Origin of the sequence: Acidovorax sp. LjRoot194 (assembly GCF_964253015.1) — a bacterium.
Classification (GTDB): Bacteria; Pseudomonadota; Gammaproteobacteria; order Burkholderiales; family Burkholderiaceae_C; genus Acidovorax.
The window spans coordinates 3,483,521-3,495,919 of the sequence record NZ_CAXUQB020000001.1 but is presented as its reverse complement, the minus strand read 5'-3'; the positions used below and the strand labels follow the sequence as shown (position 1 = coordinate 3,495,919).

General features: G+C 65.2%; 10 protein-coding genes. 8 read left to right on the top strand and 2 right to left on the bottom strand.

Features of this window, described 5'->3' with window-relative positions:
• Positions 1-40: 40 nt before the first annotated feature.
• Positions 41-751 carry a hypothetical protein gene (locus tag ACSQ3N_RS15700; protein ID WP_156372164.1) on the top strand — a complete coding sequence of 237 codons (711 nt, stop codon included), beginning with the start codon at positions 41-43 and terminating at the stop codon, positions 749-751.
• A 248-nt stretch (positions 752-999) separates the two neighbouring features.
• Here ACSQ3N_RS15700 and ACSQ3N_RS15695 read toward each other — a convergent pair whose 3' ends face one another.
• Both ACSQ3N_RS15695 and ACSQ3N_RS15690 read right to left on the bottom strand, forming a co-directional pair.
• Positions 1,000-2,436 carry an IS1182 family transposase gene (locus ACSQ3N_RS15695; protein WP_056171779.1) on the bottom strand — a complete coding sequence of 479 codons (1,437 nt, stop codon included), beginning with the start codon at positions 2,434-2,436 and terminating at the stop codon, positions 1,000-1,002.
• 507 nt (positions 2,437-2,943) lie between these two features.
• A complete protein-coding gene (locus ACSQ3N_RS15690; RefSeq protein ID WP_436146749.1) occupies positions 2,944-3,492 on the bottom strand; it encodes a phasin family protein in 549 nt (182 codons plus the stop codon).
• Positions 3,493-3,693: 201 nt separating this feature from the next.
• On the opposite strand from ACSQ3N_RS15690, the gene ACSQ3N_RS15685 reads away from it, so the two are divergent.
• From ACSQ3N_RS15685 to ACSQ3N_RS15655, 7 genes are all read left to right on the top strand, one after another.
• On the top strand, positions 3,694-4,632 hold the full coding sequence (locus ACSQ3N_RS15685) for a histone deacetylase family protein (protein ID WP_436146748.1): 939 nt from the start codon (positions 3,694-3,696) through the stop codon (positions 4,630-4,632).
• A complete protein-coding gene (locus tag ACSQ3N_RS15680; RefSeq protein WP_436146747.1) occupies positions 4,629-5,153 on the top strand; it encodes an acyl-CoA thioesterase in 525 nt (174 codons plus the stop codon). The genes ACSQ3N_RS15685 and ACSQ3N_RS15680 overlap by 4 nt, the downstream gene beginning before the upstream one ends.
• A gap of 199 nt (positions 5,154-5,352) precedes the next feature.
• Positions 5,353-6,573 carry a nicotinate phosphoribosyltransferase gene (pncB, locus tag ACSQ3N_RS15675; protein ID WP_436146746.1) on the top strand — a complete coding sequence of 407 codons (1,221 nt, stop codon included), beginning with the start codon at positions 5,353-5,355 and terminating at the stop codon, positions 6,571-6,573.
• A gap of 141 nt (positions 6,574-6,714) precedes the next feature.
• Positions 6,715-8,184 carry a sodium:proton antiporter gene (locus ACSQ3N_RS15670; protein WP_436146745.1) on the top strand — a complete coding sequence of 490 codons (1,470 nt, stop codon included), beginning with the start codon at positions 6,715-6,717 and terminating at the stop codon, positions 8,182-8,184.
• 172 nt (positions 8,185-8,356) lie between these two features.
• Entirely contained in the window at positions 8,357-9,346 is a 990-nt protein-coding gene (locus ACSQ3N_RS15665; RefSeq protein WP_436146744.1) for a 2-hydroxyacid dehydrogenase, read from the top strand.
• A gap of 73 nt (positions 9,347-9,419) precedes the next feature.
• Positions 9,420-11,162, top strand: coding sequence for a DNA recombination protein RmuC (gene rmuC, locus ACSQ3N_RS15660; RefSeq protein WP_436146743.1), 1,743 nt, complete (start codon positions 9,420-9,422; stop codon positions 11,160-11,162).
• The gene (locus tag ACSQ3N_RS15655) at positions 11,159-12,367 is read left to right on the top strand and encodes an MFS transporter (RefSeq protein WP_436146742.1); all 1,209 of its coding nucleotides are present in this window, start codon (positions 11,159-11,161) and stop codon (positions 12,365-12,367) included. Before rmuC ends, ACSQ3N_RS15655 begins: the two co-directional genes overlap by 4 nt.
• Positions 12,368-12,399 lie beyond the last annotated feature (32 nt).

Sequence of the window (12,399 nt, the reverse complement as noted above, 5' to 3'; positions counted from 1 at the left end):
CGGATACATTACGTCAGAACTTTTACCAAGAGATCGCCACGTGTACCCAAAGGAATACTTTCTGGAGCGGTTTCGGAATGACGAAACCGAAGATCTGTTGCAGCGCTACGCAACTGTAGACCTCGCTGATGAAGCAAAAGAGGCAATTCTTTCTTTGCTCAAATCGCGCGGGATTGAAGATTCAAAGTTGCAACCTCTTGTGCTGCAAGCGAGGAAGGCGGCCTATCGCCAGACCAAGGGTACAAATGAATGCGATTTCTGCGGCAGCTCCGCTAGATTTTCAGCGGTCTTGGACGAGGGGCAGCGGTTCTGCAGCAAAGCATGCCTGCGTAATGCGCGTCTACTGGAGGTATCTGAGGACATCTCAGCGCGAGAAATCCTCAGCCATGCATTGCGCATCAAGAACGGCACTTGCCCTGAATGTCAGCAAGCCGGCTCAAAGATTGAAGTGCGGCGGTACTACCGTGTGTGGTCCGCGGGCATCTTCACACAATGGACTAACCGTACGCACATTTGCTGCCATTCTTGCGGGAGGAAAACAAACTTTGGCTCGCTAGTTTTCTGCACACTGTTCGGTTGGTGGGGCGTTCCATGGGGGTTCATCATGACCCCAGCCCAAATACTCGCCAACATCACGGAGATGTTTAGGCCATTAGCTGATCCAGCACCGTCTGAGGCTCTGGTACAAGCTGCGAGGCTCGATCTTGCTGCAAAGCTATACAAGAAGCGAGCAGCAGACACAAATGGCTGATTTTTCATTGAAGCGACCGCCTTTGGCAGCTTCTGAGCTCTTGGGTAGATCGTCCGCTTTTACTACGAGCCAGCGGCTGCTTCTGGCCGAGGCTGTGTGGAAACGCGCAATGAGCATGTGAACCAGCCCGTACCGCGTCACTGGGCCTCATTTTCCAGCAGCACTGCTGTAGGGCCGTTTCTTGCGCACCTGGAGCCTTTTGACGCCTTCCTAAAGGCTTTTTCAGCCTGTAAAAGCCAACAAAGGCCTCACGCCTTCACCATCCGCATCGTCTGCGCGATATCCATCACGCTCATCACCCGCTTGAGGTTGTAGGCCAGCACGTGCAGGCTCATCTCGGTGCCCACGTGCTTGAGGGTCTTCATCAGGAAGTGCGTCGAGCCCATCCAGTGCTTGAGCGTTCCGAAGACATGCTCCACCGTTGATCTGCGCAATGTCATCGCCTCGGGATTGCTGTCCAGCCGTTGCTGCACGCGCTCCAGCACCTCTTCGTGCTCCCAGCGGCGAATGCGCCGATTGCTGCTGGTCGTGCACTGTGCTTTGAGCGGGCACTTGGGGCAGGCGCTTGACCAATACAGGTGCAGGTGTAGCCCCTTCTCCGTCGTTGCAAATCGGTGGATCGCACGTTCGCCTGCGGGGCATTGGTACTCGTCATCCTTGGCGACGTAGATGAAGTCGCCTTTGTCGAAGCGGCCCTCAGCCTTCGCGTTCGATGTCATCGGCTTGGGCACGAAGGTCGTGATGCCAGCGTCTTCGCAGGCCTTGAGCTGCGGGCCGCTGAAGTAGCCTCTGTCGGCGAAGGCTTGCAAGCCCTGGCTCCCCATAGCCTGGTCTGCGGCACAGGCCATGTTGTGCAGTTGTGCACGGTCATTGCCAACGTTCGTCACCTCGTGCGCGACGATCAAGTGGTGCTTGACATCGACGGCGGTCTGCACGTTGTAGCCCACCAGGCCCGATCCCTTGGCCTGGGTGGCCATCGAACGCGCATCGGGATCAGTGAGGGAGATCTGGCCATCGGGCAGGCTCTTTAGATGCTCCTTGAGACCATAGAGTCGCCGCATCTGATCGCGCAGCTTCTTTAGTTTCTCCTGCAGTCGTTCCGTCTTGGCTTCCACCTCTGCGGGCTGTGTGCGGTCAGCGGTCTCCAGCGCGTCCAGGTAGCGCTGGATGCTCTGCTCGATCTGCTGCTGGCGGGCCTCGATCTTGCCGGGCGTGAAGTTGCGGTCACGGCTGTTGACGGCCTTGAATTTGCTGCCATCGATGGCCACGATTGCCTGTGAGAAAAGGTTCAACTTTCGGCACATGGCGATGAAGCGCTTGCAGACGTTGCGGATGCCCGTGCCGTTGCTTCGGCGGAAATCCGCAACGGTCTTGAAGTCCGGCGCAAGGCGCCCGGTCAGCCACATCAGCTCAACATTGCGCTGGGCTTCGCGCTCCAGCCTGCGGCTCGACTGGATGCGGTTGAGGTACCCGTAGATGTAGAGCTTGAGCAGTACGGCCGGGTGATACGCAGGCCGTCCAGTGACCGCAGGATTGACCCCATCGAAGCCCAGGGCCCGAAGATCCAACTCTTCGACAAAGACATCGACAACGCGCACCGGGTTGTCCTCTGCGATGTAATCATCCAGGCACTCCGGCAGTAGGGTGACCTGTTGTCGGTCTTCGCCTTCGATGAATCGCTTCATGGGGCACCTCGCTTGAATCGGGTGCCGTTATTTTAATTTTTAGCAGCGGTTTAGGGTTGGGTTTTCACACAGCCTCGGCCCAAAGCTGTAGTCTAGCCTCGGGGTCCAAATTGCCTCATTCGGAGTGCCCGGCGCTGTTCCATCGGTTGCAACTTCATTGCAACGGCGCGTTCCGATTCATCCCGGGATAGCCCAAAAAATCCCAGTTTTCGCGCCGCGTGGAGTGGTGGTTATCTCAACTCCCTTCAGTGCTGACCTGGGTCACCGTGGAGATGGGTAGCGGGTGTGCCAGGCGCCACACCTGCGCTGCGGCCCGGGCCATCCGGCGCGCAGGCAAAAAAAAGCCCGGCAGAACCGGGCTTTGAAGGGATCCTGGAAACGGGGGTTTCGCGAGGATCCAAGGAGACAACTCGTGCGCTGCAACCGGGGCTGTAGCGCGTGATGGGATTATCAGGGTAAGCCCTGAAAACGGCCTAGAGGTTGCTCTCCAGACCGCGTGCCCTGGGCTCAGCGCTTGCGGGGAGCGGCCGTCTTGGCGGCGTTGGCAGCGGTGCTGGCCACGGCGTTGAAGTTGGCTTCGGCCACGTCGGACGCTTGCTTGACAGCCTTCTGGACCGATTCAAAAGCGTTGTTGGCGGCAGAGACGGCGCTCTTCATCACAGCCACGGCGGTTTCGGAACCGGCAGGTGCGTTCTTGGCGGCGCTGTCGACCAGGCCGGTGAATGCGCGTTGTGCGTCGGAAGCCTGGCTTTCGAAAGCCTTGCCGAACTCGGCGCCGGTGCCGGAAGCGATGTCATACAGGTGACGGCTGTAAGCGGCGGTCTTTTCAGCCAGGGGCTGGAACAGGCCGGCTTGCAGAGCCAGCAGTTCTTGCGCGTCCTTCACACCCAGCACAGCCTGGCTGTGGCTGGCGGCTTCGGTCAGGGCAGCGCGCGAGGCGGTCACGTTCAGTTCGACCAGCTTTTCCACGCCTTCGAAGGCCTTGGTCGTCAGACCGAACAGGGTTTCGAGGTTGGCTTTGTGGGAAGCGAGGATTTGTTCTGCGGTCAGCGTCATGTCATATCTCCTAAGAATGGGGCCCTGCGGGCCATGGTGGTTCACAAGACATCTGCGCTGGCCCTGACTCGAACAAGTCATGTTGCAGTGCAGCATGGATCGAATTTTAGGGACTTGGTGCCGGTTTGCAAGAGGTTTTTGTTGCCATGCAGCAAATTAGAGATGCCACCTCAGGAATGCGCGCCTTGCCACAATCGCGTCATGCACGCCTATTACGCCGACCAGTTTGTGCTGCCCCTGCCCGAAGGCCACCGCTTTCCGATGGCCAAGTACCGCCTGCTGCGCGACCGCATCGCCCGGCACCTGCCCGGCGTTTCGCTGCAGGTGGCGCAGCCCGCGGCCGACAGCGAACTGGCCTTGGTGCACGACAGCAGCTACATCGACGCCATCGCCGACGGTACGCTGCCAGCGCCCGCCCAGCGCGAGATCGGCTTCCCCTGGAGCCCCGCCATGGCCGAGCGCGCCCGCCGTTCGGTGGGCGCCACCGTGGCCGCCAGCCGCGTGGCGCTGCAGGAGGGGGTGGCGGGCAATCTGGCTGGCGGCACACACCATTCGTACGCCCACAAGGGCAGCGGCTTTTGCGTGTTCAACGACGTGGCGGTGGCTGCGCGGCTGATGCAGGTGGAGCGGGCGAGGGCGCGCGGCCGCCATACCCAGCCGCTCAGGGTCGCCGTGATCGACCTGGACGTGCACCAGGGCAACGGCACGGCGCACATCTTTCAGGACGACCACAGCGTGTTCACCCTGTCGCTGCACGGCGCGCGCAACTTCCCGTTTCGCAAGGAGGCGAGCGATCTGGATGTGGAGCTGCCCGACGGCTGCACCGACAACGCCTATCTGGAAGCGCTGTCGCACGCGCTGGACGCCCTGGAGCACCGCTTTGCGCCAGAGATGGTGTTCTACCTGGCCGGCGCCGACCCGCACGAGGGCGACCGCCTGGGCCGGCTGGCCATCACGCACGACGGCCTGGAAGCGCGCGACCGGCACGTCTTCGACTGGGCCTGGCAGCGGCGGCTGCCACTGGTCTTCGCGATGGCGGGCGGCTACGGGCGCGACATGGAAGACACCCTGACCGCGCAACTCAACACTTGGCGCGTAGCCTGGGAGTACCACCAGCGCTGGCAGAATGTGCGGCCATGACGTCCGCCGCCAGCATCCCCAACGCCACCCGTTCAGACACCGCGCCCGCAGCCGCCCCCACGGCTTCGGCGGCACTCACGGCAGCACGCCCTGCGCCGCAGCCGCGCAGCGCCTACCGCGCGTTTCGCCCCATCACCACGCGCTGGGCGGACAACGATGTCTACGGCCATGTGAACAACGTCGTCTATTACAGCTGGTTCGACACCGCTGTGAACGCGCACCTCATCGAGCAGGGCGTGCTCGACATCCACGCGGGCGGCACCATCGGCCTCGTGATCGAGACCCAGTGCAACTACTTCGCGCCGCTGGCCTTCCCGCAGACGGTGGAGGCGGGCATTCGCGTGGCGAAACTGGGCAGCTCCAGCGTGCGCTACGAGGTGGGCCTGTTCGCGCAGGGCGAGCCGCTGACCGCCGCTGCCGGGCATTTCATCCATGTGTATGTGGACCGCCAAACCCGCCGCCCCGTCCCTGTGCCCGACGCGCTGCGCCAGGTGCTGCAGGCACTGGTGGTCGCGGGCTGAGCGCCGGCAGTGCTGGCGCTATTGATTTAATAGCTGCTGGCGCTTGCTCATCCAGCGGTAGGGCCGTTTTTGGCCTGAAACGCTTGGGCCTGCAGGGTGGTGGCGGCCTTCAAAGCGCCGCAGGGCGGCATGGCCTACACTTTGCGGCTTTGCTGCACGGCCTTCTGCGTCCCCGGCCTTCTTTGCGCCCGCACCGTCCATGATCATCACCAGCCTGCTCGACACCGACCTGTACAAGTTCACCATGATGCAGGTCGTGCTGCACCAGTTTCCGGGTGCGCAGGTCGAATACAAGTTCAAGTGCCGCAACCCCGGCGTGCAGCTGGCGCCGTTCGCCAACGAGATCCGGGACGAGATCCGGTCGCTGTGCAGCCTGCAGTTCCAGGACGCGGAACTAACCTATCTGCGGTCCATGCGCTTCATCAAGAGCGACTTCGTGGACTTCCTCGGGCTCTTCCAGCTCAACGAAAAGTACATCACCGTCACACCCGTGCACAACGGCGAGATCGAGATATCCATCCGTGGGCCCTGGCTGCACACCATCCTGTTCGAGATTCCGGTGCTGGCCATCATCAACGAGGTGTACTTCCGCAACACGCAGAAGGTGCCGGACTTCCCCGAAGGCCGTAGGCGGCTGGACACCAAGATCGCGCAACTGCAGGCCGACGGCCTGTCCGACCTCAAGATCGCCGACTACGGCACCCGCCGCCGTTTCAGCCGCGCCTGGCACGAAGAAGTGCTGCGCGTACTGGTGGCCCGCCTGGGCACGGGCGACCGCCGCCCCGGCGCACCTGCAGGCCCCGGCCAGTTCGCCGGCACCAGCAACGTGCTGTACGCCATGAAGCTGGGCGTGACGCCGCTCGGCACCATGGCGCACGAATACCTGCAGGCCTGCCAGGCGCTGGGCCCGCGCCTGCGCGATAGCCAGGTCTTCGGGTTTGAAATGTGGGCCAAGGAATACCGCGGTGACCTGGGCATCGCCCTGTCGGACGTGTACGGCATGAGCGCCTTCCTGCGCGACTTCGACCTGTACTTCTGCAAGCTGTTCGACGGCGCACGCCACGATAGCGGCGACCCGTTCGCGTGGGGCGAGCGCCTGCTGGAGCACTACCGCAAGAACCGCGTGGACCCGCTGACCAAGACCCTGATCTTCAGCGACGCGCTCACCGTGCCGCGCACCATCGAGCTGTACCAGCAGTTCCGCGGGCGCTGCCAGCTGGCCTTCGGCATAGGCACCAACCTGACCAACGACCTGGGCAGCCCACCCGCGCACGAACCGCTGCAGGTCGTCATCAAGATGACCCGCTGCAACGACCAACCGGTGGCCAAGCTGTCGGACACGCCCGGCAAGGGCATGTGCGACGATGAAAAGTATTTGGCCTACCTGCGCCAAGTGTTCGATATTCCCCAGCCTGCCTGATCCTGCGGAGCAGGGGAGCGGTCTTCAGGGCCAATGCTCTGCAGGCGCACGGCGGCATTCCGTGGTACGGGTCGCATTGAGTCGCGATCAGACGGAATCAGTCGCATTGGCGGCACTCATCGGCACCCGCCGGTACCCGCGATGGGGCGCCACAGTTATTGGAGCGAGATGGAGACAACGAATATCTTGAAGGCGGCGCGCAGGCTGTTGGCCGCGGCGCTTCTGTTGGCGGCGTGGCCCGGCGCGACGATGGCCGCCGATCTGGATGGAGGCACGCTGTCGCTTCTGTGGGGCGTGCCGTTTGCGGGCATCCTGCTGTCCATCGCGCTCATGCCGCTGCTGGCACCCACCTTCTGGCACCACCACTTCGGCAAGGTGGCGGCCGCCTGGGGCCTGGCGTTCCTGCTGCCCTTCGCCGTCGCCTTCGGGCCGGCGGTCGCGGGCGCGAACCTGGTGCATGCGCTGCTGGCCGAGTACATCCCCTTCGTCATCCTGCTCACCGCGCTGTACACCGTGGCGGGCGGCATCTACATCCGCGGCAACCTGCACGGCAGCCCGGGCCTGAACACGGGGCTGCTGGCCCTGGGCGCGGTACTGGCCAGCGTCATGGGCACCACCGGCGCGTCCATGCTGCTGATCCGCCCGCTGATCCGCGCCAACGACAACCGCAAGCACGTGGTGCATGTGGTGGTGTTCTTCATCTTCATCGTATCGAACGCCGGCGGCTCCCTCACGCCGCTGGGCGACCCGCCGCTGTTCCTGGGCTTCCTCAAGGGCGTGGACTTCTTCTGGACCGTGGGCCACATCCTGCCGGAGACCCTGTTCCTCATCGGCACCCTGCTGGCGCTGTTCTTTGCGCTCGACACCTGGTTCTATCGCCGCGGCGGCGAAGTGCTGCCGCGCGACCCCACGCCCGACACCGGCGGTGCGCGGTCCTTCGGGTTCGACGGCAAGCTCAACTTCGCCCTCTTGGGCGTGGTGGTGGCGCTGGTACTGCTCAGCGGGTTCTGGAAGTCGCCCGTCGTGTTCGACGTGATGGGCACCCCGGTGGGCCTGCCCGGCATCGTGCGGGACGCAGGCCTTGTGGCCGTCACGCTGGCATCGCTGTGGCTCACGCCGCGCAAGGTCCACGACGACAACCAGTTCGGCTGGGCCCCGATGCAGGAGGTGGCCAAGCTCTTCGCAGGCATCTTCCTCACCATCATCCCGGTCATCGCGATGCTCAAAGCCGGCACGGACGGTCCTTTCGGCGCCGTGGTGCGGGCCGTCACCCGGCCCGACGGCTCGGCCGACCCGGCCATGTACTTCTGGGCCACGGGCGTGCTCAGCTCGTTCCTCGACAACGCGCCGACCTACCTGGTGTTCTTCAACACGGCAGGGGGCGACCCGGCCGTGCTGATGACCACGCTGGCCCCCACGCTCGCTGCCATCTCGGCCGGCGCCGTGTTCATGGGCGCCAACACCTACATCGGCAACGCGCCCAACATGATGGTCAAGGCCATCGCCGAAGACCGGGGCGTGAAGATGCCCAGCTTCTTCGGCTACATGCTGTGGTCCGGCGGCATCCTGGTGCCGCTGTTTCTTGTCATGACATTCATCTGGTTCAGATGATGTACATCCCCCTGAGCGGCTGCGCCGCTTCTCCCTTCTCTCGCACCGCTGCGCGTTGCGGGAAGGGGGACGCCGCCCTCGCTGCAGGGCGGCCTTTGCCCGGCGGCCACTGGCCTGGGCAGCGCCGGTTTTATAGGGCGACTGACCTCGCGAACACCTTGGAGATGAGACTATGAGCAAGCCCCGCATCCTGGTCGCGCGTGCGATCTTCCCGGACATCGTGGACCGCCTGCGCCAGCATTTCGACGTGCTGGACAACCCCGATGACACCATCTGGTCCCCGGCCGAGCTGGCCGAGCGCCTGGCCGACAAGGACGGTGCCTTCACCACCGGCAGCCAGCGCATCGACGCGGCGCTGCTGGCGGCCGCGCCACGGTTGAAGATCGTGTCCAACATGGCGGTGGGCTACAACAACTTCGACGTGGACGCGATGACGGCCGCCGGCGTGTGGGGCACCAACACGCCCGACGTGCTGACCGAGACCACGGCCGACTTCGGCTTTGCGCTGCTGATGGCCACCGCGCGCCGCATGACGGAGTCCGAGCACTACCTGCGCGCCGGGAAGTGGACGAAATGGAGCTACGACATGTTCTCCGGCAGTGACATCCACGGCAGCACGCTGGGCATCATCGGCATGGGGCGCATCGGGCAGGGCATTGCCCGTCGCGGGGCGCACGGCTTTGGCATGAAGGTCGTCTATCACAACCGCTCGCGCCTGTCGGCGCAGCTCGAGGCCGAGTGCAAGGCCAAGTACGTCGGCAAGGAAGAGCTGCTCGCCACCGCCGACCATGTGGTGCTGGTCGTGCCCTACACCGCGGCATCGCACCACACCATCGGCGCGGCCGAGCTGGCGCTGATGAAGCCCACCGCCACGCTGGTCAACATCGCGCGCGGCGGCATCGTGGACGACGCGGCGCTGGCCGTGGCGCTGCGCGAGGGGCGCATTGCGGCGGCGGGCCTGGATGTGTTCGAAGGCGAGCCCAGCGTGCATCCGGATCTGCTCACCGTGCCCAACGTGGTGCTCACGCCCCACATCGCCAGCGCCACCGTGCCCACGCGCCGCGCCATGGCCAACCTGGCGGCCGACAACCTGATCGCCTTCTTCGACGGGCGCGGTGCGCTCACGCCGGTGAACACGCCCGCCGCCTCGAATCGCGGCTAAATTTTCAATCAAACTTCCTGCTACCGCTGGATGGATAAGCGCTGGCAGCTATCAAAAGTATAGTAACCGCATTTTGACTACCGACACCCTTGTCTTGCTGGCCGCACTGGCCGTTGTGGTGGTTCTGCTGGCCATCGTCCTGCTGCGCCGCCCGAACGTGAATTGGCCTGCCGACTGGAACACCCGGCTGCAGGCGCTGGAGAGCATGGCCCAGGCCACCCGGCTGGCCGTGGCGCGCAATGATGGCGCGATGGAGTCGCTGGGCCAGCAACTCGGCGGCTTCACGCAGGCCACGCAGCGCCAGCTGGAGGCGCTGCGCGGCGCCGTCGACGAACGCCTGGGCCAGGCCGTGGGCGAATCGCGCACCGGCCGCGCTGAGCTGCTGGCTGCGTTCGGCGCGTTCGAGGCCAAGCTCGAGCAGCGCCTGGCCCAGGGCCAGGCCGAGGCCGCGCTGGCGCGCAAGGAGCTGTCGGACGCGCTGGCGGCCTTCCGGGCAGAGCTCACGCAGACCGCGCAGTCCCTGGCGTCCGACAGCCAGCGCTCGCGCGAGGCGCTGGCCGAGAGCACGCAGCTGTTCGAGCAGCGCATCCAGGAGCGCTTCGAGGCCCTGTCCGTCGCCACGCGCGGCACGCTCGACTCGCTCAAGAGCGACATCCACACCCAGCTGGGCGCCGTGTCCACCGCGCTCAAGGACCAGCTCGAAGCCAACGGCCAGCAGATCCGCCACCAGTTCGGCGTGCTGCAGGACGCGGTGTCGCAGCAACTGGCGGGCCTGGTGCAGGGCAGCCAGCAAAATGCCGAGCAGCTGCGCACGGCACTCAACGAACGGTTGGCCGCCATCCAGACCGACAACTCCGCCAAGCTCGAAGAGATGCGCCGCACGGTGGACGAAAAGCTGCACGCCACGCTGGAGCAGCGCCTGGGCGAATCCTTCAAGCTGGTCAGCGACCGTCTGGAGCAGGTGCACAAGGGCCTGGGCGAGATGCAGACCTTGGCTGGCAGTGTGGGCGACCTCAAGCGCGTGATGACCAACGTGAAGACGCGCGGCACCTGGGGCGAAATGCAGCTGGGGGCCATCATCGAGAACGTGCTCACGCCCGACCAGTTCGCGCGCAACGTCAAGGCCGTGCCCGGCAGCGACGACCTGGTCGAATTCGCCATCCGCCTGCCGGGCCGCGGCGACGAGCAGCCCGTGTGGCTGCCCATCGACTCCAAGTACCCGGTGGAGCAGTACCAGCGCCTGCTCGACGCGCAGGACGCGGCCGACAAGCCCGCCATTGCATCGGCCGGCAACGCGTTCGAGACTTCGATCAAGCTCGAAGCGAAAAAGATCTTCAGCAAGTACGTGTCGCCACCGCACACCACCGACTTCGCGGTGCTGTACCTGCCCACCGAAGGCCTGTTTGCCGAAGTCATCCGCCGTCCCGGCCTGGTCGAAGCGGTGCAGAACGACTGCCGCGTGATGATCACCGGCCCCGCCAACCTGGCCGCCATGCTCAGCAGCCTGCAGATGGGCTTCAAGACACTGGCCATCGAGAAGCGCTCGTCCGAAGTGTGGGGCGTGCTCGGCTCGGTGAAGACCGAGTTTTTCAAGTTCGGCGAGATCGTCGAGTCGGCCCGCAAGTCCATCGACGCCGCGGCCAAGAAGTTCGACGACGTGGGCGTGCGCACCCGGGCCCTGCAGCGCAAGCTGCGCGACGTGCAGGAGCTGCCCGCACCCAACGCACCCGTCGGTCTGGGTGCACCCGCCGTGCCGGCAGCGGGCACTGGCACGGCCGCGCTGCCGGGCCTGGACCTGGAGGACGACCTGCCATGAACCGTAACCTGGCGCGCCTGATTGCCGGTCAGGTCTGCGTGCACGCCTGCATGGCGGGCATGCGTTTGGCGGCCCCGTTGCTGGCCCTGCGCGAAGGCTACGGCGCCGCGGCGGTGGGCCTGCTGGTGGCGCTGTTCGCGCTCACGCAGGTGTTCCTGGCGCTGCCGGCCGGGCGCTATGCGGACCGCCATGGGCTCAAGCGGCCGGTGGGCTATTCCGTGGCCCTGGCCGCCACGGGCGCGGCGCTGGCCATGCTGTTCCCGGTGTTTCCGGTGCTGTGCATCACCGCGTTGATGACCGGTGGCGCGGCCGGTGCGGCCACCATTGCGGTGCAGCGCCATGTGGGCCGCGCGGTGCACGACACCACGCAGCTGCGGCAGGTGTTCAGCTGGCTGGCCATCGGGCCGGCGGTGTCCAACTTCATCGGGCCCTTCCTCGCGGGGCTCATGATCGACCACGTGGGCCGGGTGCCCGGCAGCATCGAGGGCTACCGGGGCGCGTTCGCGCTGCTGGCCGTGCTGCCGCTGCTGTCCTGGGTCTGCGTGCGCACCACGGTGGAGTTTCCGCCCGTGGTCGCGGCCAACGACGGCGTTCCGCGCCGCGCGTGGGACCTGCTGGGCGACGTGCCCTTCAGGCGCCTGCTCATCGTCAACTGGCTGCTGTCCTCGTGCTGGGATGTGCACGCCTTCGTGGTGCCGCTGCTGGGGCACGAGCGCGGCTTGTCGGCCTCGGTCATCGGCACCATCCTGGGCGCGTTTGCCATCGCCGCCACGGTGATCCGCATGCTCATGCCCATGGTGGCCGCGCAGCTGAGCGAGCGGGTGGTCCTGGCGGGCGCCATGGTGTCCACCACGGTGCTGTTCTGCATCTACCCGCTGCTGGGCAGTGCCCTGGGCATGGGCCTGTGCTCGGTGCTGCTGGGCTTTGCGCTGGGCTCGGCCCAGCCCATGGTGATGAGCCTGCTGCACCAGATCACGCCCTCGCACCGCCACGGCGAGGCGCTGGGCCTGCGGCTGATGGCCATCAACGCGTCGAGCGTGCTCATGCCGCTCATCTTCGGGTCGGCCGGAGCGCTGATCGGCGTGGGCGGGCTGTTCTGGGGTGTGGGCGCCATCGTGGCGGGGGGCACGCGCTTGGCGTGGCTGCTGACAGTGGCGCCGTCCGAGCCCGTGCAGGCGCCCAAGGACTCTGGAGACGGCACCTGAACGGCTGCTTGAACGAATACCAGAACCGGTTT

What these genes read in the sequence shown, in the direction of transcription:
- ACSQ3N_RS15695 (WP_056171779.1), bottom strand. Translation starts at nt 2,436, where the DNA reads ATGAAGCGATTCATCGAAGGCGAAGACCGACAACAGGTCACCCTACTG.
- ACSQ3N_RS15690 (WP_436146749.1), bottom strand. Translation starts at nt 3,492, where the DNA reads ATGACGCTGACCGCAGAACAAATCCTCGCTTCCCACAAAGCCAACCTC.
- ACSQ3N_RS15685 (WP_436146748.1), top strand. Translation starts at nt 3,694, where the DNA reads ATGCACGCCTATTACGCCGACCAGTTTGTGCTGCCCCTGCCCGAAGGC.
- ACSQ3N_RS15680 (WP_436146747.1), top strand. Translation starts at nt 4,629, where the DNA reads ATGACGTCCGCCGCCAGCATCCCCAACGCCACCCGTTCAGACACCGCG.
- pncB (WP_436146746.1), top strand. Translation starts at nt 5,353, where the DNA reads ATGATCATCACCAGCCTGCTCGACACCGACCTGTACAAGTTCACCATG.
- ACSQ3N_RS15670 (WP_436146745.1), top strand. Translation starts at nt 6,715, where the DNA reads ATGGGGCGCCACAGTTATTGGAGCGAGATGGAGACAACGAATATCTTG.
- ACSQ3N_RS15665 (WP_436146744.1), top strand. Translation starts at nt 8,357, where the DNA reads ATGAGCAAGCCCCGCATCCTGGTCGCGCGTGCGATCTTCCCGGACATC.
- ACSQ3N_RS15655 (WP_436146742.1), top strand. Translation starts at nt 11,159, where the DNA reads ATGAACCGTAACCTGGCGCGCCTGATTGCCGGTCAGGTCTGCGTGCAC.